Here is a 25,781-nt window from a genome sequence, read left to right on the forward strand (position 1 = left end):
GGACGAACGCCCTCCGGGACGGTGACCGGCCAACTCCGGTCAGCGGTGGCCGGGCGGCGCCGTCAGCCGTGCGTCTCGCTCCAGTTCTGGAGCACCTTGGTGAACTGCTTGCTGGTGGTCGGCCAGCTCTCCGCGGGCGCCGACATGTAGATCGCGTACTCCGCGCCGTCCCGGGACATGTACGTCTCCTCCACGGCCCGGCGCGGCCCGGGGAAGGCGATGTCCTTCGCCAGCGCGGTCCAGGTGTACTCCCAGCGGGCGCCCGGCCGGTCCCGGTAGGTGTTCCTGACCATGCTCACCCGGTGGTAGTTCTTGAGCCCGTCGATCTGCTGCTCCAGGTCGACCTGGTGCTCGTAGGGGTCGCTGAAGTCCGGTGAGGTGTCGACGGCGATCCTGATGAAGTGCTTGCCCTGGTCCGGCGAGTAGTCGATCTGGGTCAGACCGTCGGCGGGAGTCCCGAAGACCGAGCGGTCCCAGCCGTCGGGGAGGTACACGCTGAAGCCCACGGGGTCGTCGTACCGCTTCCAGCCGTCCCCCTTCGGACTCGGGGAGGGGCTGACCGAGGCACCTGGCGTACGGCCCGTGTCCCGCCCCCGGTCCCACATCTGCAAGCCGACCACGGTCCCCGCACCGACGACCGCGGCGAGCGCGACGACCAGCGCGAGGGAACGCAGCCGACGGCGCCTGCGCGGAGCGCCGGGGCCGCCGGGAGGCGGTCCGATGGTCGTGGGGGCGGTCATCCCGTGCGGGTACGGCGTGCCGGTGCCCGAGGGATACGACGGTCCCGGGCCCGATGAGTACGACGGCCCCGTCGCCGAGGGATACGGCGTCCCCCCGGTCGGCGTGCCCGTCGCCGGTATGCCGAGCCCACTGCGGGAACCGCTCTGCCACCCCTGCTCATGGGGCGAAGGCACATGTTGCGTCGGCACATACGCCTGTGCCGCGTTCGGCCGCCGCCCCTCCACCGCCTCGGCGAGCATCTGCTCGGCCTCGGCCGCGTCGGGCCGTACCGCGGGATCCTTGTGGAGCAGCGCGGCGATGACGGGCCCGAGCGGACCGGCGCTGACCGGCTCGGCGGGTTCCTCGTCGACGACGGCCTGCATGGTGGTCAGCGGGGTCGTCCGGCGGAACGGCGAGCGTCCCTCGACCGCCGTGTACAGGGTGGCGCCCAGCGCCCACAGGTCGGCGGACGGCCCGGGGTCGGCGCCCCGCACCCGCTCGGGGGCGAGGTAGTCGACCGAGCCGACGACCTCTCCGGTGCGGGTGATGGTGGTGTCGCCCTCGATCTGGGCGATCCCGAAGTCGGTGAGCAGGACCCGGCCGTCCTGCGCGAGCAGGACGTTGCCGGGTTTCACATCCCTGTGCAGGACACCGGCGGAGTGCGCGGCACGCAGGGCTCGCAGCACCCACAACCCGATCCGGGCCGCCTCGCGCGGCTCGACGCGGCCGTCCTCCTTGACCGCGTCGGCCAGCGAGCGGCCCTCGACCAGCTCCATCACGATCCAGGGCCGGCCGTCGTGGTCCAGCACGTCGTGCACGGTAACGACGGCGGAGTGGTTGATCCGGGCGGCCGCGCGGGCCTCGGCGCGGGTGCGGGCGAGCAGGACGGCCTGGTCGCTCTCGGAAACGTAGAGCGCGGCGGTCAACTCCTTGATCGCCACGGCCCGGTGCAGCACCTCATCGTGGGCACGCCAGACGCGGCCCATGCCGCCCTTGCCTATCGGGTCGGCGAGCCGGTAACGCCCCGCGAGGAGCAGGCCCTGCATCTGATTCACGTTGCCCCGCAATGCTCTTGACGCAGTCAGACTAAGGACCGGCCCGCACCGAGGGGAACCAGGGGTGCGTCAAGGAGACCGCACTGTGACGGTTGTCGCTTCCGCGAAGGGAGAGTGAACCCGCCGCGCCGGTACCGCGTCCGCCACCGCCACCGCGGCCGGCCGGCGACCGTCAGCCCGTCACCTGGTACGTGGCCGACGCCTGCTCGTACAGCCGGCTCACCTCGTCCCGCTCCGCCTCCGGGCCGCGCACCTGCACCACGTGGTACTTCCCGCCGATCAGGATCGCGAGATTGCGCACGTACAGTTCGCGCCCGTCGTCGCCGGTCCAGGTGAACTGCCCCTCGGCCATGCTCCTGGTCCCCACCTGGATCGACTTCAGCCCGGTGGCGGTGGCCCAACTGGAGTCGCGGTACGGCTGAAGCTCGGGCTCCTTCTCGCGCTGATAGGCCATCGGGTCGTCGCCGTCGGCCGCGGCCGTGTCCCGCCCGGGGATGACGATCAGCTCGAAGTTGCCCTGGGAGTAGACCACTTGACCGCGGCCGTTCCTCGGGGTGCGGTCCCAGCCGTTGGCCACGGCGACCTTGAAGCCCTCGGGGTCCGTGCGCACGGTGAAGCCGTCGGCGACCTCGGGCCCGGCGGTCTGCGTCTCGGCGGCACCGCCGGACCGCGACGGCTCGGGAGAGGACTGCGCGGGCGTGGTCTGCTCGGGCCGGGGCTCACTGCTGGCGTCCGGGGACGGGGCGGGCCCGGCCTGACTGGTGGAACCGGTCTTCCCGGCGCCCTCGTCGTCGGGATCCGCCTTGGGCATGAAGTACATGGCGTACGCGATCGCCGCGGCCATCACCAGCAGGATCAGCAGCAGCAGATTGCGGCCGAGGCGGCGCGGCGAGGCACCGGTCTCCTCCCGGGCCCGCTTGTGCCGGCCGTGCGTCGCGGGCAGCCCGGCCCGCCGCCTGCGCACCAACTCGCCCCGGCGCCGCACGATCGGCAGCCGACTCGCGTCCACGGGCGGCGCGGCCACGACATGGACACCGGCCTCCGGCTCGGGCGCGGACCGCACCAACGACCGCAGCCAGCCGCGCAGTTCCTCGAAGTCCAGGCGCTCGGTGGGGTCCTGCCGCAGCAACGACTCCACGACCGGCCGCAGCGGCCCGCACTCCTCCGCGAAGGCGGGCGGCTCGGCGCACACCAGCTGCACCAGCTCGGCCGTCGACTCCTCGGGGTAGGGCGCGTGCCCCTGCACGGCCCGGAACAGCAGGGCCCCGAGGGCCCACAGGTCGGTCGCGGGCCCGATCGGCGCGGCGAGCTGCCAGTTCTCGTGCACCGGCCCGGCCTGCTCGGGCGCCCACCGCTCGGTGACGGGCCCCACCACAGCCATCCGCGCCTGCCGGGCCCGCTCCGCGGCGAGCGCGGTGGCGGGTCCGCGGCGAGGTGCGGCGGGGGCCGCGGGAGCGAGCTCGTCCCACCGCGTGGGAGCGGCTTCTACGCCCTCTCCGGGCCCGGGCCCACCGGCGGCCAGGCCAGCTCCGTGCACCGTCCCATCGGCGGCCGGGCCAGCTCCGTACACCGTCCCACCGGCAGCCGGAGCAGCTCCGTGCACCGTCCCACCGGCCGGTACGGCGCCGAGGCCGGGCGCCTGCCCCTCGACCGCGCCGCCCGCAACGCCCTTCGCCGGCCCACCGACCCCACCGCGCGGCGCGGCCCCGTGCCAGGCCGCGGGCCGCACACCGTAGGGATCGGCTATCTGCCCCGGCGGGACATTCCCGGGCACATGCTCGATGCCGTTGGCGGTGTCCTGAGGGGCGTGCGCGCCACCGTTCGCATAGGGGTACGGCGAACTCGCTCCAGGCCCGTTGCCCTGCGCTGCCGGGAGCTCGGTGTCCGGGGCCGGGCGGGCTCCCGGGAGGGCCGCTCGGCTGTTCTGTGCCTCCTGGACCCGGGCCGCCGCTCGCGCGCCCGCGCGGTACGCGGCGATCGCACCCGCCCGCGCCGCCCTGATGTCCGTACCGCCGTCGGCGTCCCGTCGGACCAAGGCACCTGCGGAACCACCGCCGCCCGCCGACTCCACCCCGGCGCTCGGCAGCCCCCGCGACTCCCGCGCCTCGATCGCCGCCCGCCGAGCCGCCTCGGGATCGGAGTCGCCCCCGCCGAAACCGCCCGCGCCGACCGGCCCAAGACCCGCGCCCGGCCCGACTCCCTGCGCACCGACGCCGAGCCCGAAGGCCGCTCCGGGCCCACCGGCCCCGCCGCCGAGCACCGCACGCCCGCCGCCCGCACCCTCGCCCGCGGTTGGCCCGGGAACCCGGTAACCCCCCGACGGCTCACGCCCACCGGGCGGCGCGACGACCGGAACACCCCGCCCGTCGGTCACACCCCCGCCGTCGGCCCCGTCCTCCGTCTCGGCCCCGAACTCCCCGCCCCCGGAGCCCCATTCACCCGCCTCGACCGGCACCGGGTCATATCCGCACAGCGCCTCCTCGGCGGCGCCCACCGCGAGGCCGGTCAGCATGACCCGGCCGTCGTCGCAGACCAGTACCGTGCGGGCGGTGATGTTGCGGTGCACCCAGCCGTGCGCGTGCAGCACCCGCAGGGCCATCAGCACGTCGGAGGCGACCTCGGCGGCCCGGTACGGCGTCAGCGGCTTCTCGGCGAGCAGCGCCGCCAGCGGCCGCGCGGCCACCGACTCGCTCACGATCCACAGCGAACCGCCCTCGGCGAACACGTCGAAGACCTGGTCGAGCCGCGGGTGGTCGGGTATCCGCGCGGCGGCCTGCGCCGCCTCGACGACCCTGCGCACCGCGGGTTCCGTGGGCCGACGCGTACCGCCGCGCCCCGGACCGCGCCGCGCAGCCCGCGGATCCCGGGCCGTGAACCCGTCGGGCAGTCCCTCCGCGTCGAGCACCTCCGCCTCGACGACCTCGGGCAACGGAACCTGCCTGACCAGGACTTCCTGACCGCTATAGGTGTCGAAGGCGCGCGTCTCGGTGAGTTCGTACTCGTCGGAAGGGGGCAGCGGCAGGCGGTAGCGGTCGGCGAGCACCCGACCCGCATAGTCGTCCACGTTGCCTCCCCCGGCCGCCCGGTTGGTCAATTCCGTTCGCCTTACGGCCCGTTCCGTACCCATACCTGGATGCGGACGGTTCGCAAACACTCACGATACGTGCCGGAGGCAACCCGCAAAGAGGGGATTCCATATCTCACGGCCCAAACACGGGACCACCCGGCGCACAGCGCCTCACGACTTCGGTTCGAAGGTGCGAGCGAGCGTGTGCCATGTGTCCTTGCGCAGCTCAGTGCCCCAGTTCGCGGCTTTCGCCGTGTACATCAACGCATATCCGAGATGGCCGTTGACGACGAATCCACGGTCGATCGTCCGGTACTTCGTGCCGTTCTCCACATAGGTGAACTCCCAGTCGGCCGTGTTCCAGCCGCGGTAGCCCACCTGCTCTATTCGGATCTTCGTGTACTGCGAGCGGGTCATGCTCCGCTCCTGGTTCTCCCAGTCCGCCACCGGGTCACCCTTCGGCGTGCTGGTCCAGGCGACGAGCAGCTTCTGCCCGTCGGGCCCGGTGAACCGGTCGCCCGCCGAGCCGGAGGTCTGGAAGCTCCACCCGTCGGGCAGCCCTATCGAGTACCCCTGGCTCCCCCGGTACTTCGAGGCGACCGCACTGTCGTCGGAGGAGTCGTCCGAGCCCGAGGACCCTTCCGAACTCGTGCCGCTCTCCTCGGTGCTCGGGGTGTTCGCGGCGCCCGCACCGGTGTCCGACGAGGCGGACGCGGAGGCATCGGTCTTGGTGCCCCCGTTCTTGTCCTCCTTGGTGTCGGCACTGCTGCCCGCGCTCGCCGTCGCCTTGGTGCCGCCGCCCTTGGCCCCGTCGCTGCTGTCGTCCCCACCGCCGAGCGTGAGGGCCAGCACGGTGCCGATGACCGCGAGCGCGACGACCACCGCGATGATCACCAGCGTCCGCCGCGGCACCACGTCGGTCAGCGGCGCCCTGGGCACCGGCCGCGGCGCCAGGTCCGGCGGCGGCGTCATCACGGGCCACCCCGAACTGCGCCCGTCCGACACCGCGTTGGCCTGCTGGGTCTTGCCGTCCCGAACTCCGGCCGCGGGCGAGGCACTTGCGGTGCCCTTCCCCTGAGAGCCCGAGGAGGCCGAGGCCGCGGAGGACGCCGGGGTCACCGAGGACGCGGGCGAGGCCGAGGATGCCGGAGCGGCCTCGGACGACGAAGCGGGCTTGGACGGCGCGGACGCCGCCGCTGCCGCCGCGGCGGCCTCGGAAGCCTGGGCGGGCACCTTCCCGCCACCCGAAGTCGCCGCACCCGCACCCGAAGCCCCGGTACGAGAAGGCACCGAACCCGAACCGGCGACGCCGGACCCCGCCGTACCCGAACCCGCCGTACCGCTCCCGGACTTGGTCCGCGACGCGGCCGCGGACGTCGCCGCCGCCCCGGCGGCCTTCCGCATGGACCGCAGGGCTCCGCGCAACCGCTCCCCGCCCGCACGCTCCTCGGGCTGCGCCGGCAGCGGCACCACCCGGGTCGCGTCCGCCGGCGGCTCCGGCTCGGTCGCCTTCGGCTCGGGCCCGTGGATCACGGCGGTGAGCATCGCCCGCGCACGGCTGTCGTCGAGCCGCTGCGCGGGGTCCTTGGTGAGCAGGCCGTAGATGACGTCCTTGAGCGGTCCCGCGTTCTTCGGCTCCTCCAGCGGCTCGGTCATCACCGCGGTGAGCGTCGCGATCGCGGAGCCCTTGTCGTAGGGCGGGGCGCCTTCGACCGCCGCGTACAGCAGCCCGCCTAGCGACCACAGGTCGGCCGCGGGGCCCGGCTTGTGCCCGCGGGCCCGCTCCGGGGAGATGTAGGAGGGCGCCCCGACGAGCATGCCGGTGGAGGTGATGGACGGGTCGCCCTCGACCTGGGCGATGCCGAAGTCGGTGAGCACGACCCGGCCGTCCTCGGAGATCAGCACGTTGGACGGCTTCACGTCCCGGTGCAGGATGCCCTCGCGGTGCGCGGACCTGAGCACGTCGAGGATCGCGAGGCCCACCTCCGCCGCGCGCTTCGGCTCCAGCAGGCCGTCCTCCCGGATGACCTCGGCGAGCGACTTGCCCTCGACGAGTTCCATCACGATCCACGGCCGGTCGTCCTCGTCGACCACGTCGTACACGGTCACCGCACTGGTGTTGCGGATCCGTGCGATCGCCTTGGCCTCCCGCAGGGTGCGGGTGATCAGCCGGCGCTTCTCGTCCTCGTCGATGCTGTTCGGGAACCGCAGTTCCTTGACGGCCACCGTCCTGCCCAGGGTCTCGTCCTCGGCGCGCCACACCGTGCCCATGCCGCCGCGGCCGAGCACTCCTCCCAGCCGGTACCGCCCGGCGAGGAGACGCTCGTTCTCGTCCTGCCGGGATGCTCCCGCCCGCTCCGCGTCCGACATGCGTCCCCTCATGAACCCGCCCTGACAGAGCCTCCATTGTCCCTCACCCGACAAGTGCCCGATGCCCAGGGGGTGGCTGCACCCCGTCGACCGGTCCCCCGGTCAACCAGCGCCCCGACAGCACCGTTCTCACCTCGACGCATATGCCGGGCGCACGAGTGCCGTTCAGGCGGTCCGGGGTCGCTTTTCCCAGGTCCTCCGACCCCCCTCCCCAAGTCCTCCCTCCCCGCCCTGCATGATGAGGCGCGACAAGGGAGGATCCCCATGGCACCGGTACGGGCGATGACGGCCGCCCTCGTGTGCCTCGTGCTGCTCGTCCTCGCGCCGACCGCTCTGTCGGCGCAGTGGAGCCCGTCCGCGCAGGCCGTGCTCCCCATGCTGGTCACTCGGGGCGGCGCCCCGGCCGCGGCCCTGCTCGCCCAGGAGGGCACCCGCACCCGCTACGCGTCCGCCGGTACCGGAGTCGCCCGCGCCGACCACTTCCGCGCCGGCAGCATCACCAAGACCTTCATCGCCACGCTCGTCCTCGAACTCGCCGCCGAACACCGACTGAAGCTGTCCGACACCGTCGAGCAGCACCTGCCAGGCGTGCTGAGCGGACCGCAAGGCGACGTCGGCCGCGACCTGACCCTGCGCGCACTGCTCACCCACACCAGCGGTCTGAGCGACTTCACCTCGGACACCCAGGGCCTGGTCCCCCTCTCCCCTCGTCAGGCCGTCCGCATCGCCCTCACCCACCCCTCCCCGGGGCCGGGCCGCTACTCCTACTCGAACACCAACTACGTGCTCCTCGGCATGGTCGTCGAGCAGGTCACCGGCCGCTCCTACGCCACCGAGGCCGAGCGGCGCATCATCGCTCCGCTGCGCCTGACCGGCACCTCCTTCCCCGGCTCACGCACCTCTCTCCCCTCTCCGCACGGCCGCGCCTACGCCGCCGACGGAACCGACGTCACCGAACTCGACCCGCGGGTGGCCGGGGCCGCGGGCGAGCTGGTGACCACGCTCGCCGACCTGGACCGCTTCTACGCGGCGCTGCTCGGCGGGCGGCTGCTGTCCCCGTACTGGCTGCACGAGATGACGGACACCCGCACCGCACACGGCCTGTACGGCATGGGGCTGTTCCCGGTGAAGCTGTCGTGCGGCACGACGGTGTGGGGGCACAACGGCCGCATCACCGGCAGCTACGTGCGCACCGCGGCCACCATGGACGGCCGTCGTGTCCTCACCTTCCGCGTGAACACGACGACGGTCGCAGACCCCGGCCTCGAACCGGCCCTGCTCGCCGCCGAGTTCTGCCCCCGCACCTCGTAGAACGACCGGGTTCCGAACGAAGATCCCGGCTCACGACACTCGTTCGAGTGACGCTGCCCGGCCCTGCTTCCGCCGGGCCACCGGCCACGGGCCCGCCGAGCCACACCCCGGCGACCCGCCACCCGGCGACCTGGAACCGTCGACCTACAACCCCACGATGTCCGGCGCCCCCAGCCGCGCCGCGTCCGCCGTCAGGTCGTCCGGCTGCCGCTGGGACTCCCGCTCGGCCTCCACCCGCTTCTCGTAGTGCTCGACCTCGCGCTCGATCTGGTCCTTGTCCCAGCCCAGCACCGGCGCCATCAACTCGGCGGCCTCGCGGGCGGAGCGCACGCCCCGGTCGAAGGTCTCGATGGAGATGCGGGTGCGCCGGGTCAGCACGTCGTCCAGGTGGCGTGCGCCCTCGTGGGAGGCCGCGTACACGATCTCGGCGCGCAGATAGTCGTCGGCCGCCTGCAGCGGTTCGCCCAGCGACGCGTCCGCGGCGATGAGTTCGAGGACCTCCTCCGCGAGGGAGCCATACCGATTCAGCAGATGCTCCACCCGCACGACATGGAGCCCGGTGCGGGCCGCGATCCGCGCCCGCGCGTTCCACAGCGCCCGGTACCCCTCCGCGCCCAGCAGCGGCACGTCCTCGGTGACGCATTCGGCGACCCGCGCGTCGAGGCCGTGCACCGCCTCGTCGACGGCGTCCTTGGCCATCACCCGGTACGTCGTGTACTTGCCGCCCGCCACCACGACGAGCCCCGGCACCGGATGCGCCACGGTGTGCTCGCGCGAGAGCTTGCTGGTGGCGTCCGACTCGCCGGCGAGGAGGGGCCTCAGACCCGCGTACACGCCCTGGACGTCGTCCCGGCTCAGCGGCACCGCGAGCACCGAGTTCACGTGCTCCAGCAGATAGTCGATGTCCGCGCTGGAGGCGGCCGGGTGGGCCTTGTCGAGGTCCCAGTCGGTGTCGGTGGTGCCGATGATCCAGTGCCGGCCCCAGGGGATGACGAACAGCACGGACTTCTCGGTGCGCAGGATCAGCCCGGTCGAGGAGTGGATGCGGTCCTTGGGCACGACGAGGTGGATGCCCTTGGAGGCGCGCACGTGGAACTGCCCGCGCTCGCCGACCATAGCCTGGGTGTCGTCGGTCCACACCCCGGTCGCGTTGACCACCTGCTTGGCGCGGATCTCGTACTCCCCGCCCGCCTCGACGTCCTCCACCCGGGCCCCGACCACCCGCTCGCCCTCGCGCAGAAAGCCGATCACCCGCGCGCGGTTGGCGGTCTTGGCGCCGTAGGCGGTCGCGGTGCGCACGAGGGTGGCCACGAAGCGGGCGTCGTCCATCTGGGCGTCGTAGTACTGAAGGGCCCCGACCAGCGCGTCCTTGCGCAACGCGGGCGCCACACGCAGGGCGTGACGGTGGCTCAGATGCCGGTGCGTGGGCAGCCCGCGCCCGTGCCCGCGGGCCATCGACATCGCGTCGTAGAGCGCGACGCCGGAACCGGCGTACAGCCGCTCCCAGCCCTTGTGCTGCAAGGGGTACAGGAAGGGCACGGGCTTCACGAGGTGCGGGGCGAGCCGCTCCAGGAGCAGTCCGCGCTCCTTCAACGCCTCGCGGACGAGGGCGAAGTCGAGCATCTCCAGATAGCGCAGGCCGCCGTGGATCAGCTTGCTGGAGCGGCTGGAGGTGCCGGACGCCCAGTCACGGGCCTCGACCAGGCCCACGGACAGGCCGCGGGTCACCGCGTCGAGCGCGGTGCCTGATCCGACCACTCCGCCGCCCACCACCAGCACGTCCAGTTCGCGCTCGGCCATCGATGCGAGTGACTCGGCGCGCTGCGCCGGTCCCAGTGTCGCTGTCCTCACCACTGCCTCCCGCTGTCGGTCACGCCGGTCCGCCCCGTGTCCCGCCCCTGTCCAAAGTCTGACCGGCCTGTCCGACTTCAGCCACCAGTCGCCCCCAGCCTGTGGACAACTTTCACTGCCGCGTACCCCGAAGGCCACCCGAGCTCACCGCCGTACGGAAAGACACACGGAACCAATCCCGTATTTCGGTCATATTTACTCCTAGTCTGACATTGCGCTCGCTCGTCCAGTCCACAGGGCTTGCGCACCTGTCCCGCTTCGGTTACTGGGAAGGACGGCCCCCGCCATGCCCGCAGATCTCGCCGTGATCGGCCTCGGCCCCTACGGACTGCCCCTGGCCCAGGCCGCCGTCGCCGCCGGCATCGCCACGGTCGGCTACCGCACGGGCCCCGAACCCGGCTCCCTCAGCCCCGCCGAACTGCGCCGGATGCTCTCGGGGGGCTTCCGGACGGCCGCGGGCCCCGCCGAGCTCGGCCGCGTCCGTACGGCGGTCATCTGCGCGCCCACTCCGGCGGGCCCGGACGGCGGCCTGGACCTGAGCCAGGTCGAGACGGCCGCCCGCACCCTGGCCGCGCACCTGCGCCCGCACACCACGGTGATCCTGGAGTCCCCGGTGCCCCCCGGCACCACGGAGGACCTCCTGCGCCCGATCCTCGAAGAGGGCTCCCGCCTGCGCGCCGGCCGCGACTTCCACCTCGCGTACTCCCCCACCCGCGTGGACCCCGGCAACCGCGACTTCACGCCCGCCACCACCCCCAAGGTGATCGGCGGCCTCACCCCCGCGTGCACCGAGTCGGCGGCCGCCTTCTACTCGCGCCTCACCGACAAGGTGGTACGCGCGCGTGGCCCGCGCGAGGCGGAGACGGTCCAGCTCCTGGAGACCAATTTCCGGCACGTCAACATCGCGCTCGTCAACGAGATGGCGGTCCTCTGTCACGACCTCGGCGTCGACCTCTGGGACGTCATCCGCTGCGCGGAGACCAAGCCGTTCGGCTTCCAGGCGTTCCGCCCGGGTCCCGGCGTCGGCGGCCACGCGATCCCCCGCGACCTGACCGCCGGCAGCCCCGGCGGGGGCCGCTCCCTGCGCATGGTCGAGCTGGCCCGCCAGGTCAACGACCAGATGCCGCGGTACGTCGTCCAGCGGGCCGCCGCTCTCCTCAACGAGCACGGCAAGTCGGCCCGCGCCGCCCGCGTCCTGCTGCTCGGCGTCACCTACAAGCCCGACCTCGCAGACCAGCAGGCCACCCCGGCCCAGGAGGTCGCCGTACGCCTGATGGAACTCGGCGCCTCCGTCAGCTACCACGACCCCCACGTCCCGTCCTGGAGCGTCCTGGACCGCCCGGTCCCGCGCGCGGACTCCCTCTACGAGGCGGCGGCCGACGCGGACCTGACGATCCTGCTCCAGCAGCACCGCACGTACGACCTCCAGGGCCTGTCGGTGAAGGCCCAGCTGCTGCTGGACACGCGGGGGGCCACGCCCACGGGGGCGGCGCATCGGTTGTGAAGGGGGGCGCGTGGGTGCGGCGGGCTCCGGGGGCGGTGGCATGCGGGGCGCGGCGCGGGTACCTTACGGAGACAGGTGGGGTCGGTCGCAGATGGCACTGCGGCAGGCTCCTGGATGGTTCACGGAGTGTCCGCCCCTAGGTGCTTTGGGGGCGGCCGCTCACCATGCGAAAATCCGCAAGATCCACCTCCTCCGGCACTTCACCATCCGAAGACGGATCCGGTCCCAGCGGGTGGGCTTACGGTGGCGACCCATCGGCGCCCCCTTCCACGACACCGCCCAGTGGCCTGGTGGACGGTTCGTTGGACATCGGGCCAGGCCCCGAGGAGCGGGGCCTGGCACCAAATCCTTGGAAGGGGGCGCTCCAGCAATCTGGGGCGCCGACACGGACGCTATCGCCCCCGCATCGGCTGACCAGCCCGTTTCCACCCCGAACGCAACCGCGCCCCCGCACCACCCCACGCGCCGCCCGCCTCGCACAGCCTCAGGGCACGCAAAAGGCCGGCCGCCCCACCCGGGACGACCGGCCCTCAAGCCGCCGTAAGCCCTGCCGCTACCGCTTGTGCTGCGAGTCCGCCACCGTCACCTCGACGCGCTGGAACTCCTTCAGCTCGCTGTACCCGGTGGTCGCCATCGCCCGCTTCAGCGCGCCGAAGAAGTTCATCGAGCCGTCCGGGATGTGCGACGGACCGGTGAGGACCTCCTCGATCGTGCCGACCGTGCCGAGGTCGACCTTCTTGCCGCGCGGCAGCTCCTCGTTGACGGCCTCCATGCCCCAGTGGTGGCCGCGGCCGGGACCGTCGGTGGCACGGGCCAGCGGGGAGCCCATCATCACGGCGTCCGCGCCGCAGGCGATCGCCTTGGGGAGGTCGCCGGACCAGCCGACACCGCCGTCCGCGATCACGTGCACGTACCGGCCGCCGGACTCGTCCATGTAGTCGCGCCGGGCCGCGGCGACGTCGGCCACGGCGGTCGCCATGGGCACCTGGATGCCCAGCACGTTGCGCGTCGTGTGCGCCGCGCCGCCGCCGAAGCCGACCAGGACGCCCGCCGCGCCGGTGCGCATCAGGTGCAGGGCCGCGGTGTAGGTCGCACAGCCGCCGACGATCACCGGGACGTCGAGCTCGTAGATGAACTGCTTCAGGTTCAGCGGCTCGTGCGAACCGGAGACGTGCTCCGCCGAGACCGTCGTACCGCGGATGACGAAGATGTCCACGCCCGCGTCCACCACGGCCTTGGAGAACTGCGCCGTGCGCTGCGGGGAGAGCGCGGCGGCGGTGACCACGCCGGAGTCGCGCACCTCCTTGATGCGCGCGCCGATCAGCTCCTCCTTGATGGGGGCGGAGTAGATCTCCTGGAGCCGCCGGGTCGCCGTCTCGGAGTCCAGGCCGACGATCTCGTCGAGCAGCGGCTGCGGGTCCTCGTACCGCGTCCACAGGCCTTCGAGGTTCAGCACGCCGAGGCCGCCGAGCTCGCCGATGCGGATCGCGGTGGCCGGGGAGACGACCGAGTCCATGGGGGCGGCCAGGAAGGGCAGCTCGAAGCGGTAGGCGTCGATCTGCCAGGCGATCGAGACCTCCTTCGGGTCGCGCGTACGACGGCTGGGGACGACGGCGATGTCGTCGAAGGCGTACGCCCGGCGGCCGCGCTTGCCGCGCCCGATCTCGATCTCAGTCACGATGTGTGGCCTTTCCCTGATGCGTTGCAGCGCCTTCCAGTATCCCCGACGGGTACGACAAGGGCGGCCCCGGATGCTCCCGGAGCCGCCCTCACGCGCGCGTGGCCTTCAGGAAGGACTCACTTACGGCTGTAGTTCGGCGCCTCGACCGTCATCTGGATGTCGTGCGGGTGCGACTCCTTGAGGCCCGCCGAGGTGATCCGCACGAAGCGGCCCTTGGACTCCATCTCGTCGATGGTGGCCGCGCCCACGTAGCCCATGGTCTGGCGCAGACCGCCGACGAGCTGGTGCAGGACGCTGGAGAGCGGGCCGCGGTAGGGCACCTGGCCCTCGATGCCCTCGGGGACGAGCTTGTCGTCCGCGGAGACCTCGGCCTGGAAGTAGCGGTCCTTGGAGTACGACTTCGCCTGGCCGCGCGACTGCATGGCACCGAGCGAGCCCATGCCGCGGTACGACTTGAACTGCTTGCCGTTGATGAACTGGAGTTCGCCGGGCGACTCCTCGCAGCCCGCGAGCAGCGAGCCGAGCATCACGGTGTCGGCGCCGGCGGCGAGCGCCTTGCCGATGTCGCCGGAGTACTGGAGGCCGCCGTCGCCGATCAGCGGGATGCCGGCCGGGCGGGCGGCCAGGGAGGCCTCGTAGATCGCGGTGACCTGCGGGACGCCGATGCCGGCGACGACACGGGTCGTACAGATGGAGCCCGGTCCGACGCCGACCTTGATGCCGTCGACACCGGCGTCGATGAGCGCCTGGGCGCCGTCGCGGGTGGCGACATTGCCGCCGATGACGTCGACGCCGACGCTCGACTTGATCTTCGACATCCAGCTGAGGGCGTTGCTGTTGTGGCCGTGCGAGGTGTCGACGACCAGGAAGTCCACCCCGGCCTCGGCGAGCGCCTGGGCGCGCTCCAGGGCCTCGGGGCTGGCGCCGACGGCGGCACCGACGAGGAGACGGCCCTCGGAGTCCTTGGCGGCGTTGGGGTACTTCTCCGCCTTGACGAAGTCCTTGACGGTGATCAGGCCCTTGAGGACACCGGCGTCGTCGACCAGCGGCAGCTTCTCGATCTTGTGCCGGCGCAGCAGGTCCATGGCGTCGGTGCCGGAGATGCCGACCTGGCCGGTGACCAGCGGCATCGGCGTCATGACCTCGCGCACCTGGCGGCTGCGGTCCGACTCGAAGGCCATGTCACGGTTGGTGACGATGCCGAGGAGCTTGCCGGCCGGGTCAGTGACCGGGACACCGCTGATGCGGAACTTGGCGCACAGCGCGTCGGCCTCGGCGAGGGTCGCCTCGGGGTGCACGGTGATGGGGTCGGTGACCATGCCGGACTCGGACCGCTTCACGAGGTCGACCTGGTTGACCTGGTCCTCGACGGAGAGGTTGCGGTGCAGCACGCCGACACCGCCGAGGCGGGCCATCGCGATCGCCATGCGGGACTCGGTGACCTTGTCCATGGCGGCGGACAGCAGGGGGATGTTCACCCGGACATTGCGGGAGATGCGGGACGAGGTGTCGACCGCGTTGGGGAGCACCTCGGACGCTCCCGGCAGCAGCAGCACGTCGTCGTAGGTCAGCCCGAGCGTCGCGAATTTGTCAGGCACTCCGTCGACGTTTGCAGTCATGACACCTTCCCCAATGGCCTTGATCGGTGCGGATGTCCATGCTAACGGGAAGCAAGGGTGGCAAATTCCACCGATTCCACGGTCCGGACCCGCTCCGGGCTTCGTATGTTCGTACGGAAACGGCGCGCCGCCCGTTCAGGAGCGCGCCCCTGTCCAGCGCGCCTACTGCTCGGCCAGGGCCCGCAGCCTGCTCAGCGCCCGGTGCTGGGCCACACGGACCGCACCGGGTGACATTCCCAACATCTGACCCGTCTCCTCCGCCGTCAACCCCACGGCGATGCGCAGCAGCAGCAGCTCGCGCTGGTTCTCGGGGAGGTTGGCCAGGAGTTTCTTGGCCCATTCGGCGTCGCTGCTGAGCAGCGCCCGCTCCTCGGGGCCGAGGGAGTCGTCGGGCCGCTCGGGCATCTCGTCCGAGGGGACGGCCGTGGAACCGGGGTGGCGCATCGCGGCGCGCTGGAGGTCAGCGACCTTGTGGGCGGCGATGGCGAAGACGAACGCCTCGAAGGGGCGCCCGGTGTCCCGGTAGCGGGGAAGGGCGAGGAGGACGGCTACGCAGACCTCCTGCGCGAGGTCCTCCACGAAGTGCCGGGCGTCGCCCGGGAGACGGGACAGACGGGTGCGGCAGTAGCGCAGGGCCAGCGGGTGGACATGGGCGAGCAGGTCGTGCGTGGCCTGCTCGTCCCCTTCCACGGCGCTGTGGACGAGCGCACCGATCGCCCCATGGGGATGAGCCGCCTCGTCGTCGCGCATCGGTCCATGGTGCCTTGGCGTCGTTGGATCCGTGGCATCGCGCTGGTTGTTGTGCACCGAAGCGTTATGAGCAGGTGCGCTGGAACCCATCCCCTGCGCCCTCCCCTTCCGCTCGACCGACTCGTCCCCGAGAGACTCCACATCTCAAGGATGCGGCATCCGCCGCGAAACAAGCAGCGGGGCATCGAAGAGGCCGCTCGACCGCGCCCCTTCAGGGGCGCGGGGAACTGCGCGACCAGCCACGACGGGCCCGCACCAATACGACGACCGATCCGATCGAGCTCCTAGCGAACCAGACCCCACCGGAACCCGAGCGCCACGGCGTGCGCCCGGTCCGAAGCCCCGAGCTTCTTGAAGAGCCGCCGGGCGTGCGTCTTGACGGTGTCCTCGGAGAGGAACAGCTCGCGCCCGATCTCCGCGTTGGACCGCCCGTGGCTCATCCCCTCGAGCACCTGGATCTCACGCGCCGTGAGCGTCGGGGCCGCGCCCATCTCGGCGGACCGCAGCCGACGCGGGGCCAGCCGCCAGGTCGGGTCGGCGAGCGCCTGGGTCACGGTCGCCCGCAACTCCGCGCGCGACGCGTCCTTGTGGAGGTAGCCCCGGGCCCCCGCGGCCACCGCGAGCGCGACCCCGTCCAGGTCCTCCGCGACGGTGAGCATGATGATCCGCGCCCCGGGGTCCGCGGACAGCAGCCGCCGCACGGTCTCGACGCCGCCCAGACCGGGCATGCGTACGTCCATCAGAATCAGGTCCGAACGGTCCGCGCCCCAGCGGCGGAGGACTTCCTCGCCGTTGGCCGCGGTCGTCACGCGCTCGACGCCGGGCACGGTCGCGACCGCGCGGCGCAGCGCCTCTCGGGCAAGCGGGGAGTCGTCGCAGACGAGGACGGATGTCATGGCCGCCCTCCGCAGCTGATGCACGTCACCTTGAGCCTCCAGGCTGGTACGAAATCGTCACCTGTGCGGTCGACCGTCTCGGACGCCTGCCCGAGCACTTGTTGTTTCAACCGCCTCCGCACTCTCAACGACGGTCACCCGAAAGAGTTACGGGGCTGCGCACTGTCTTCGGCACTCTACGTGAGGGTGCGGACACGGTGCAGACATGCACGGCGGACCCACAACGTTTCATCACAACCCATGCCCCATTCAGACCCTTTTCTTCCCATTTCCTGGTGTCTGAGGCTAGATTCGCAATGAGTCATATTTTCATCTCCTTAGATCGTAGATGTACGGTCGTGGACACCGTATCCGCCCAGAACGGCTACAAGGGGTCACACAATGGCAGATTTCTCCCGCCTTCCAGGACCGAACGCGGACCTGTGGGACTGGCAGCTTCTGGCTGCCTGCCGCGGGGTGGACAGCTCGCTCTTCTTCCATCCGGAGGGCGAGCGCGGTGCGGCTCGGAGCGCTCGCGAGAACTCGGCCAAGGAGGTCTGCATGAGGTGCCCGGTGCGCGCACAGTGTGCGGCGCACGCGCTTGCGGTGAGAGAGCCGTACGGCGTGTGGGGCGGGCTGACCGAGGACGAGCGCGAGGAGCTCATGGGACGGGCGCGGCATCGGCTGGTGTCGGCGTCATCCGTCGGGAGCGTCGCATCGAACAATTGAAGGAACGTTTCTTCTGGAAGGGCACGCGCGCGCGTGCCCTTCCCTGCTTCTGTCCCGCCCCTTGCTTGTGTCCCGCCCCTTGCTTGTGTCCGCTTACTTCTGTCCCGCCGCGATCGCGAGCTGCTCCAGCGTCGCCGCGACCGCCGGCACCCGGGCCAGGTCGGGCAGGGTGAGCGCGACGATCTCCCGCCGGACCGCCGGTTCCAGCGTCACCGTGCGCGCGCCGCGCGGCCGTACGGACTCGATCGCGAGCTGTGGGAGCACGGCGACCCCCAGGCCGGCGCCCACCAGGCCGACCACCGCCGGGTAGTCGTCGGTGGCGAAGTCGATGCGGGGTGTGAAGCCGGCCCCCTCGCACACCTCGACCAACTGGCCCCGGCAGCGCGGACACCCGGCGATCCACGACTCTCCGGCGAGCTCCCCGATGGCCACGGACCCGGCGCGCGCGAGCCGGTGCCGCTCCGGTACGAGGGCGACGAGCCGGTCGGTGAGCAGGGGCCGTACGACGAGGTCGTCCCACTCGCCCTCCTGAGCCGCCCCCTCGTAGCGGAAGGCGAGCGCGAGGTCACAGTCGCCCTCCCGCAACAGGCCCACGGAGTGCGGCGGTTCGGCCTCCTCCAGGGAGACCCGGGTGCCGGGGTGGGCGGCGCGCAGGGCGGCGAGGGCGGTGGGGACGAGGGTGGAGCTGCCGCTGGGGAAGGAGACGAGCCGGACCCGGCCGGCCCGGAGCCCGGCGATGGCGGCGACCTCCTCCTCGGCGGCCGTGAGCCCGGCGAGGATCCCTGCGGCGTGCCGCACCAGGGCCTCGCCGGCCTGCGTCAGCCGCATCTCGCGCCCGCTGCGGACGAGCAACGGCGTGCCCACGGAGGACTCCAGGGCCTTCATCTGCTGGCTGACGGCGGGCTGGGTGCAGCCCAGTTCGCGGCCCGCGGCGGAGAAGGAGCCGGTGGCGGCGACGGCACGCAGGACACGGAGATGACGGGCCTCGATCACGGTTCGAGGATAAGTGGTGCTTTGGTACGGCGCCGAATGTGGAGGGATCCCTTTGGGAGCCGGTCGCCCTCTTGAAGGGCCTGTGCAGGACGCGGTCCCTGTCGGTCCTGGTCATTAACCTTGCGCCATGACAACGGCATTGATTACGGGATCGACCGCGGGCATCGGTGCCGCGTTCGCACGACGGCTCGCGGCCGACGGGCACAGCCTGGTGCTGGTGGCCCGCGACACCAAGCGGCTCCAGGAGCAGGCGACCGAGCTCCACGACCGGCACGGCGTCGAGGTGGAGGTCCGCACCGCCGACCTGGCCACCGACGACGGCATCGAGACGGTCGCCGCCCGCCTCTCCGACCGCAGGTCCCCCGTCGACCTCCTGGTCAACAACGCCGGGTTCGGCAACAAGGGCCGCTATCTCGACGTCTCCATGGCCGACGAGCTGAAGATGCTCAAGGTGCACTGCGAGGCGGTGCTGCGACTGACGTCGGCGGCGACGGAGGCGATGCGGGAGCGGGGGCGCGGGGGTGTCGTGAACGTCGCGTCGGTGGCCGCGTTCGTCCCGCGCGGGACCTACGGCGCCTCGAAGGCGTGGGTCGTGCAGTTCACCCAGGGCGCGGCGAAGGACCTGGCGGGCAGCGGGGTGCGCCTGATGGCCCTGTGCCCCGGCTTCGTCCGCACCGAGTTCCACCAGCGGGCCGGCATGGGCACGGACAACATCCCGAACTGGATGTGGCTCGACGCGGACAAGTTGGTGGCGGCGGCACTGAGCGATCTGGCCCGGGGCAAGACGCTGTCGATCCCGGACCCGCGGTACAAGGCGCTGATGGGGTTGGTGAAGGTGGCGCCTCGGGGGTTGCTGGGCGGGATCTCGTCCCGGACGGGGCGGAAGTACGGGCCGCAGTAGGGGGTGTCAGGGCCTTCGGTGCGGGGCGTGGGTCCGCCGGCGGTGCCGTGTCGTGGCCGGGACATCAGGGCCGGCCTTCAACTCTCGCTGCGGCGCCGTCCCGGCGGGCGGACAATAGGGGTGTTCGACCGGACCCAGGGGGGCCGGAGGTGGCGGTGGTATGACGTTTGTGCAGCTCATCGACTGCAGGACCAGCCGTTTCGACGAGATGGACCGGCTGTTGGACACCTGGGTCGAGCAGACCAAGGGGAAGCGGACGGCGACGCACGCGGTGGTCGGGAAGGACCGGGCCGACGCGTCGCACTTCGTGGAGATCGTGGAGTTTCCGTCGTACGAGGAGGCGATGCGCAACTCCGGGCTGCCGGAGACGGAGCGGATCTTCCAGGAGATGCTCGCGCTGTGCGACGCGGCGCCGACCTTCACGGACCTCGACGTGGTGCGGGACGAGCAGCTGAACACCCTCGTCGCGCGGGAGTTCTTCGAGCGGGCCGGACGGGCCGGGACGGCGGAGCTGTTCGAGCGGTTCGCGGACGACTACCTCGACCACGACCCCGCCAATCCCGGGGATCTGGGGTTGGCAGCCGCGCGCCAGGAGTATGAAGGGTGGCGGCAGGCCTTCACCTTCAGCTTCCGCGTGGACGACCAGATCGCCCAGGACGACCGTGTCTGCACCCGCTGGACCTGGGCCGGCAAGCACACCGGCGACTTCGTCGGGATCCCGGCGACCGGGCAGAACGTGACCATGACCGGAACCACCTGGCACCGGTTCCGGGACGGGCGGATCTGCGAGGGCTGGTGGCAGTACGACCGCGCGGGGCTCATGGAACAGCTGGGGGCACTCGGCGACTGAGCGGCCGGGCGGCCCGAAGAAAGGCCCGCGAAGGGGAAAGCCCCCGTTCCCTGCGGAACCCAGCAGGGAACGGGGGCCTCCTTACGAGCGGTGCGCTCAGTGGGAGTGGCCGTGGCCGTGCCCGGCGGCGGCCGGCTCCTCCTCTTCCTTCTTCTCGACGACCAGGGTCTCGGTCGTCAGGAGGAGGGAGGCGATGGAGGCGGCGTTCTCCAGGGCGGAGCGGGTGACCTTGACCGGGTCGATGACGCCGGCCTTGACCAGGTCGCCGTACTCGCCGGTCGCGGCGTTGAAGCCCTGGCCCTTGTCGAGCTCGGCGACCTTGGAGGTGATGACGTAGCCCTCCAGGCCGGCGTTCTCGGCGATCCAGCGCAGCGGCTCGACGACGGCCTTGCGGACGACGGCGACACCGGTGGCCTCGTCGCCGGTCTTGCCCAGACCGCCCTCGAGGACCTTGGCGGCGTGGACCAGAGCGGAGCCACCACCGGAGACGATGCCCTCCTCGACCGCGGCGCGGGTCGCGGAGATGGCGTCCTCCAGACGGTGCTTCTTCTCCTTCAGCTCCACCTCGGTGGCGGCGCCGACCTTGATCACGCACACGCCGCCGGCCAGCTTCGCGAGGCGCTCCTGGAGCTTCTCGCGGTCCCAGTCGGAGTCGGTGTTCTCGATCTCGGCCTTGATCTGGGCGACGCGGCCCTGGACGGCGGCGGAGTCACCGGCGCCGTCGACGATCGTGGTGTCGTCCTTGGTGACCGTGACACGGCGGGCGGAGCCCAGCACGTCCAGGCCGACCTGGTCGAGCTTGAGGCCGACCTCCTCGGAGATGACCTCGGCGCCGGTCAGCGTCGCCATGTCCTGGAGCATCGCCTTGCGACGGTCGCCGAAGCCGGGGGCCTTGACGGCGACCGCGTTGAAGGTGCCGCGGATCTTGTTGACGACCAGGGTCGACAGGGCCTCGCCCTCGACGTCCTCGGCGATGATCAGCAGGGGCTTGGAGGCGCCGGCCTGGATGATCTTCTCGAGCAGCGGCAGCAGGTCCTGGATCGAGGAGATCTTGCCCTGGTTGATCAGGATGTACGGGTCGTCGAGGACGGCCTCCATACGCTCCTGGTCGGTGACCATGTACGGGGACAGGTAGCCCTTGTCGAAGGCCATGCCCTCGGTGAAGTCCAGCTCCAGACCGAAGGTGTTGGACTCCTCGACGGTGATGACACCGTCCTTGCCGACCTTGTCCATCGCCTCGGCGATGAGCTCGCCGACCTGCTGGTCCTGGGCGGACAGCGCGGCCACGGCGGCGATGTCGGACTTCTCGTCGATCGGGCGGGCGGTCGCGAGGAGGTCCTCGGAGACCGCGGCCACGGCCGCGTCGATGCCCTTCTTCAGCAGCGCCGGGGAGGCACCCGCGGCGACGTTCTTCAGGCCCTCGCGCACCAGCGCCTGGGCGAGCACGGTGGCGGTGGTGGTGCCGTCACCCGCGATGTCGTTGGTCTTGGTCGCCACCTCCTTCACCAGCTGCGCGCCGAGGTTCTCGTACGGGTCCTCGACCTCGACCTCGCGGGCGATGGTGACACCGTCGTTGGTGATGGTGGGTGCGCCGAACTTCTTGTCGATGACGACGTTGCGGCCCTTGGGGCCGATCGTCACCTTCACCGTGTCGGCAAGCTTGTTGACGCCGCGCTCGAGGGCGCGACGGGCGTCCTCGTCGAACTTCAGGATCTTCGCCATGGGAGCGGTTCAGCCCTCTCGGGAAACGTGGGTGAAACGAACTGCGCCCCAGACGCCCGGCTTCATAAGGTGGCGGGAGACCGGGGCGCAGCTCACAAGCAGAAAAGCTTGAGGTGAATTACTTCTCGATGACCGCGAGCACGTCGCGGGACGAGAGGACGAGGTACTCCTCGCCGTTGTACTTCACCTCGGTGCCGCCGTACTTGCTGTACAGCACGATGTCGCCGACCTTCACGTCGAGCGGCAGGCGCTCGCCGTTCTCGAAGCGGCCCGGGCCCACGGCGAGGATGACGCCCTCCTGGGGCTTCTCCTTCGCGGTGTCCGGGATGACCAGGCCAGAGGCGGTGGTCTGCTCGGCGTCGAGCGGCTGGACCACGATGCGGTCCTCGAGCGGCTTGATGGCAACCTTGGAGCTGGTGGTCGTCACGATCCGACCTCCCCCTTCGGAGATCTCACGGGGTTAACTGTCTGAGGTGGCGACCAGGTGGATCCGTCGTCGCGGGTGCCGGACCTGCCCGTCGCTGTGTTGGCACTCTCACCTGCGGAGTGCCAGAGCCGAGACTATGACCGCGATTAGCACTCGGTCAAGCGGAGTGCCAATTCGCTGCGCTGGCGTGCCGGGTTCTGGTGCGGGTGGGTGGGGGTGAGCGTCCCGGGGGCTGCGCCCCCGGACCCCCCATCGGCCTGCGGCCTCGTCCTCAAACGCCGGACGGGCTGAGTGGCTGTAGCCGGACGGGGTGAATTGGCTACAGGTAGTCCTCCAGTTTTCCCACCGTCAGGCCCCTGCGCTCGATCTCCCTCAGTACCGCCGTCGTGCGTTCCGTCAGGCTCGGGCCCGCCGCCTCGCCCGATGCCACCGACACGATGTCCCCCGCCCGCAGCGGGCGCTCCAGGGTGCCGTCCTCCACCGACGTGCTCCACAGCACGAGTGCCGCCAGGCCGCAGTCGGCCGCCGCGTGCCGGGTCGTGGTGTCGTACGTCCCGTAGGGCGGGCGGAACAGGCGTGGGCGGATGCCGAAGCGGGCGTGGAGTTTCTCCTGCTGGCCGCAGATCTCGGCGCGCTGGCCGGTGTAGGGCAGGCCGCGCAGGGCGGGGTGGTCGAGGGTGTGGTTCTGGATGCTCGCGCCGACCGACTGGAGGCGTGCGAAGTGGCCGTAGCCGGGTCCGACGACGCTGTTGGTGAGGAACATGCTGACCGGGAGGCGCAGTTCACGGACCATGTCGACGAACCGGGGGTCCCGCTCGGCGCCGTCGTCGTAGGTGAGGAAGACCACCCTGTCGGACGTCGGCACCCGCCTCACCACCGGGAGCGGGCCGTTCGGGTCCACCGCGGCCGGGCGTGCCTGCCGGCGCGGGGGCGCGGGCAGCGGGGCGGTGAGGCCCCAGTGGCGGTACGGCCGTGCGTCGGCGCCGGCCGGGCCGTCCGAGCCCACCCGCTGCGCGGCCTTGCGGCCCAGCCGTTCGATGGGGTCGACGGACTGGGCGCAGCCGGTGAGCAGTGCGGTCGCCAGCCCCACGGCGACCAGTGCCCGCGGTCTCACAGGTAGTCCTCCAGGCGCGCGACGGCGTACCCCTCGGCCGTGACCTTGTCCAGGAAGCGGCGGACCATGTCGGGCATGGTGCCCTTCCACTCCCCGCGGCCCCGGAAGTGGCTGAGCACGATGTCACCGGGGTGGATCTCCTGGTCCGACTCGCGGTACTCCCAGTGGTCGACGAAGACCTCCTCGTTCCAGATCGGCGCGTACCGCACCCCGCAGGACCTCGCCGCCCGCAGGGTGTCCTCGTTGTAGTTGCCGTAGGGCGGGCGGAAGAGCAGGGGCCGGGTGCCGTAGCGCTTCTCGATGACGTCCTGCATCCCGCAGATCTCGCGCTTCTGGCGGGTGTACGACAGCGCGGGCAGGTAGGGGTGGTGGAGGGTGTGGTTGTTGAGGACGACCCCTCGGTCCCGCATCCTCGCGAAGTAGCCGTAGTCGCCCTTGATCAGGTAGTCGCTGAGGAAGGCGGTGTACGGCACGTTCAGCTCGCTCATCATCCGCAGGAACGCGGGGTCCTTCTCGGCGCCGTCGTCGATGGTCAGGAAGACGATCCTGCGGTCGGTGGGGATCGTGGTGAAGACCGGCGGGAGGCCGTTCTCCTCGTGGCCGTCGACCTCGAAGCCGCGGCGGGTGGTGATGCGGGGCTTCTCCGCGGGGGCGGGCGGGGCGACGAGCGGAACCTGCTTGAGGCTCCAGCGCCTGGCGGCGGCGGTCCGGGCCCGCTCGGCGCGGAGTGCGGCGGCCCGGATGACGGTCTTGTCGGCCTGGAGTTCGGCGGCGGGGGCCGGGGGCGCCTTCAGGGGCTGCCCTCCCAGGGTGTCGCCCCGCTGGGACCGGGTGCCGGTCCCGGCCTGCCCGGCACAGCCGGAGACGAGGGCGGCCACGGCCAGAAGGACGAGTCCGCTGCAGATCGAGACCAGAAACGCACTGTTTTTGTATTTTTGTCCTACTGCTCCCATGGAGCGGGATCCTCGCAGGTCACACCCCTGATCCCGGGTCGACACCGCCGCCGGAAGCGCGCCGTCCACCGACTGGCCCACAATGACCCGGTGAACGACCTCGCCCCCCTTCTGACCCCCGAGGGCCGCGCCCTCCTCGACACCGTGCGGGGCACCTCCCCCGCCGACGAACTCGCCGTCGCCACCCGACTGCGCCGCGAGCATCCCGCCGAACTGGTCTCCGCGGCGCTCGGCCAGGCCCGGCTGCGGCAGCGGGCGGCGGCGAAGTTCGGGGCCGAGGACGCGGGGCGGATGTTCTTCACGCCGGACGGGGTGGAGCAGTCGACGCGGGCGAGTGTGGCCGCCTACCGGGCCGAGCGCTTCCGGGCCCTCGGGGTGCGGTCCGTCGCCGACCTGTGCTGCGGGATCGGCGGTGACGCGATCGCGCTGGCCCGGGCCGGGATCCGGGTCCTCGCGGTGGACCGGGACCCGCTCACGGCGGCGGCCGCGCGGGCGAACGCGGACGCGCTGGGACTCGCCGACCTGATCGAGGTACGGGAGGCGGACGTCACGGAGGTCGACACGGACGCGTACGACGCCGTGTTCGTGGACCCGGCCAGGCGCTCCACGAAACGCGGGCGCATCTTCGACCCGGAGGCCTACTCGCCCCCGCTCTCCTGGGCCGTCCAGGCGGCCCTCAGGGCCCCGCACGCGGCACTGAAGGTGGCACCCGGCATCCCGCACGAGGCGGTCCCCGAGGAGGCCGAGGCGGAGTGGATCTCCGACGGCGGGGACGTGAAGGAGGCGGTGCTGTGGTTCGGCGGCACCCCGGGGGACATCCGGGCGACCCTGCTGCCGGGACCGCGGACCCTGCTCGGCCGGGGGCTCCCCGATCCCGAAGTCCGGTCCGTGGGGCGGTACTTGTACGAGCCGGACGGCGCCGTCATCCGGGCCCACCTGGTCGCCGAGGTGGCCGAGGAGCTCGACGGCGGGCTGATCGACCCCACCATCGCCTACGTCACCGCGGACGCGCTGCGCGAGACGCCGTACGCGACGGCGTACGAGATCACCGACCGACTGCCCTTCAACGTGAAGAAGTTGAAGGCGCTGCTGCGGGAGCGGGAGGTCGGGATCCTGACCGTGAAGAAGCGCGGGTCGGCCGTCGAGCCGGAGGAGCTGCGGCGCAAGGCACTGCCGAAGCCCCAGGGCACGAACGCGGTGACGGTGTTCCTGACGCGCGTCGCGGGGGCGCCGACCATGCTGATCGGCGCCCCCGCGAGGGCCGTCACTGGTGCTGGACCGTCCTGAGC

Annotated in this window: 19 protein-coding genes; 6 read left to right on the top strand and 13 right to left on the bottom strand. The window is 71.7% G+C overall.

The annotated features are described in order from the left end of the window. Nucleotides 1-62 precede the first annotated feature (62 nt). The 3 genes from ACFULQ_RS35355 to ACFULQ_RS35365 all read right to left on the bottom strand — a co-directional run bounded on the left by ACFULQ_RS35355 (nucleotide 63) and on the right by ACFULQ_RS35365 (nucleotide 7,212). The gene (locus ACFULQ_RS35355; protein WP_383551913.1) at nucleotides 63-1,766 is read right to left on the bottom strand and encodes a serine/threonine-protein kinase; all 1,704 of its coding nucleotides are present in this window, start codon (nucleotides 1,764-1,766) and stop codon (nucleotides 63-65) included. A 181-nt stretch (nucleotides 1,767-1,947) separates the two neighbouring features. Next, a complete protein-coding gene (locus tag ACFULQ_RS35360) occupies nucleotides 1,948-4,839 on the bottom strand; it encodes a protein kinase (protein WP_383551915.1) in 2,892 nt (963 codons plus the stop codon). 174 nt (nucleotides 4,840-5,013) lie between these two features. Further along, the gene (locus ACFULQ_RS35365; RefSeq protein ID WP_383551943.1) at nucleotides 5,014-7,212 is read right to left on the bottom strand and encodes a serine/threonine-protein kinase; all 2,199 of its coding nucleotides are present in this window, start codon (nucleotides 7,210-7,212) and stop codon (nucleotides 5,014-5,016) included. A 264-nt stretch (nucleotides 7,213-7,476) separates the two neighbouring features. Here ACFULQ_RS35365 and ACFULQ_RS35370 point away from each other — a divergent pair, with 264 nt between their 5' ends. Beyond that, nucleotides 7,477-8,523, top strand: a complete 1,047-nt coding sequence (locus ACFULQ_RS35370; protein ID WP_383551917.1) for a serine hydrolase domain-containing protein — start codon at nucleotides 7,477-7,479, stop codon at nucleotides 8,521-8,523. 144 nt (nucleotides 8,524-8,667) lie between these two features. On the opposite strand, the gene ACFULQ_RS35375 is transcribed toward ACFULQ_RS35370, so the two are convergent. Next, entirely contained in the window at nucleotides 8,668-10,374 is a 1,707-nt protein-coding gene (locus tag ACFULQ_RS35375; RefSeq protein ID WP_383551919.1) for a glycerol-3-phosphate dehydrogenase/oxidase, read from the bottom strand. Between the two features lie 286 nt (nucleotides 10,375-10,660). On the opposite strand from ACFULQ_RS35375, the gene ACFULQ_RS35380 reads away from it, so the two are divergent. Next, entirely contained in the window at nucleotides 10,661-11,878 is a 1,218-nt protein-coding gene (locus ACFULQ_RS35380; protein WP_383551920.1) for a nucleotide sugar dehydrogenase, read from the top strand. Nucleotides 11,879-12,431: 553 nt separating this feature from the next. Here the strand turns inward: ACFULQ_RS35380 and ACFULQ_RS35385 are convergent. From ACFULQ_RS35385 to ACFULQ_RS35400, 4 genes are all read right to left on the bottom strand, one after another. Then, entirely contained in the window at nucleotides 12,432-13,556 is a 1,125-nt protein-coding gene (locus tag ACFULQ_RS35385) for a GuaB3 family IMP dehydrogenase-related protein (protein WP_383551922.1), read from the bottom strand. A 119-nt stretch (nucleotides 13,557-13,675) separates the two neighbouring features. After that, a complete protein-coding gene (guaB, locus tag ACFULQ_RS35390; RefSeq protein ID WP_383551924.1) occupies nucleotides 13,676-15,178 on the bottom strand; it encodes an IMP dehydrogenase in 1,503 nt (500 codons plus the stop codon). A 162-nt stretch (nucleotides 15,179-15,340) separates the two neighbouring features. After that, a complete protein-coding gene (locus ACFULQ_RS35395) occupies nucleotides 15,341-15,928 on the bottom strand; it encodes a sigma-70 family RNA polymerase sigma factor (RefSeq protein WP_007384137.1) in 588 nt (195 codons plus the stop codon). 284 nt (nucleotides 15,929-16,212) lie between these two features. After that, a complete protein-coding gene (locus ACFULQ_RS35400) occupies nucleotides 16,213-16,824 on the bottom strand; it encodes a response regulator transcription factor (RefSeq protein ID WP_003948568.1) in 612 nt (203 codons plus the stop codon). Between the two features lie 381 nt (nucleotides 16,825-17,205). Between ACFULQ_RS35400 and ACFULQ_RS35405 the strand changes: the two genes are divergently transcribed. After that, nucleotides 17,206-17,532: a WhiB family transcriptional regulator gene (locus tag ACFULQ_RS35405; protein WP_383551927.1), complete on the top strand. Its 327-nt coding sequence runs from the start codon at nucleotides 17,206-17,208 to the stop codon at nucleotides 17,530-17,532. Nucleotides 17,533-17,625: 93 nt separating this feature from the next. On the opposite strand, the gene ACFULQ_RS35410 is transcribed toward ACFULQ_RS35405, so the two are convergent. Then, complete coding sequence (locus tag ACFULQ_RS35410) at nucleotides 17,626-18,525, bottom strand: LysR family transcriptional regulator (RefSeq protein WP_383551929.1); 900 nt, start codon at nucleotides 18,523-18,525, stop codon at nucleotides 17,626-17,628. 127 nt (nucleotides 18,526-18,652) lie between these two features. On the opposite strand from ACFULQ_RS35410, the gene ACFULQ_RS35415 reads away from it, so the two are divergent. Together ACFULQ_RS35415 and ACFULQ_RS35420 are read left to right on the top strand one after the other, a co-directional pair. Beyond that, complete coding sequence (locus tag ACFULQ_RS35415) at nucleotides 18,653-19,426, top strand: SDR family NAD(P)-dependent oxidoreductase (RefSeq protein WP_383551931.1); 774 nt, start codon at nucleotides 18,653-18,655, stop codon at nucleotides 19,424-19,426. 160 nt (nucleotides 19,427-19,586) lie between these two features. Further along, nucleotides 19,587-20,276 (top strand): ester cyclase, encoded by a 690-nt coding sequence (locus tag ACFULQ_RS35420; RefSeq protein ID WP_383551933.1) that lies wholly within the window; start codon nucleotides 19,587-19,589, stop codon nucleotides 20,274-20,276. Nucleotides 20,277-20,372: 96 nt separating this feature from the next. On the opposite strand, the gene groL is transcribed toward ACFULQ_RS35420, so the two are convergent. The 4 genes from groL to ACFULQ_RS35440 all read right to left on the bottom strand — a co-directional run bounded on the left by groL (nucleotide 20,373) and on the right by ACFULQ_RS35440 (nucleotide 24,492). Continuing rightward, nucleotides 20,373-21,998: a chaperonin GroEL gene (groL, locus tag ACFULQ_RS35425; RefSeq protein WP_383551935.1), complete on the bottom strand. Its 1,626-nt coding sequence runs from the start codon at nucleotides 21,996-21,998 to the stop codon at nucleotides 20,373-20,375. A 118-nt stretch (nucleotides 21,999-22,116) separates the two neighbouring features. Continuing rightward, complete coding sequence (gene groES, locus ACFULQ_RS35430; RefSeq protein WP_013001368.1) at nucleotides 22,117-22,425, bottom strand: co-chaperone GroES; 309 nt, start codon at nucleotides 22,423-22,425, stop codon at nucleotides 22,117-22,119. Nucleotides 22,426-22,744: 319 nt separating this feature from the next. After that, nucleotides 22,745-23,539 carry a polysaccharide deacetylase family protein gene (locus ACFULQ_RS35435; protein ID WP_383551937.1) on the bottom strand — a complete coding sequence of 265 codons (795 nt, stop codon included), beginning with the start codon at nucleotides 23,537-23,539 and terminating at the stop codon, nucleotides 22,745-22,747. Then, a complete protein-coding gene (locus ACFULQ_RS35440; RefSeq protein ID WP_383551939.1) occupies nucleotides 23,536-24,492 on the bottom strand; it encodes a polysaccharide deacetylase family protein in 957 nt (318 codons plus the stop codon). Before ACFULQ_RS35440 ends, ACFULQ_RS35435 begins: the two co-directional genes overlap by 4 nt. 90 nt (nucleotides 24,493-24,582) lie before the next feature. On the opposite strand from ACFULQ_RS35440, the gene ACFULQ_RS35445 reads away from it, so the two are divergent. Next, nucleotides 24,583-25,779: a methyltransferase domain-containing protein gene (locus ACFULQ_RS35445; protein WP_383551941.1), complete on the top strand. Its 1,197-nt coding sequence runs from the start codon at nucleotides 24,583-24,585 to the stop codon at nucleotides 25,777-25,779. Nucleotides 25,780-25,781 lie beyond the last annotated feature (2 nt).

This window comes from Streptomyces sp. NPDC057253 (assembly GCF_042669125.1).
Taxonomy (GTDB): Bacteria; Actinomycetota; Actinomycetes; order Streptomycetales; family Streptomycetaceae; genus Streptomyces.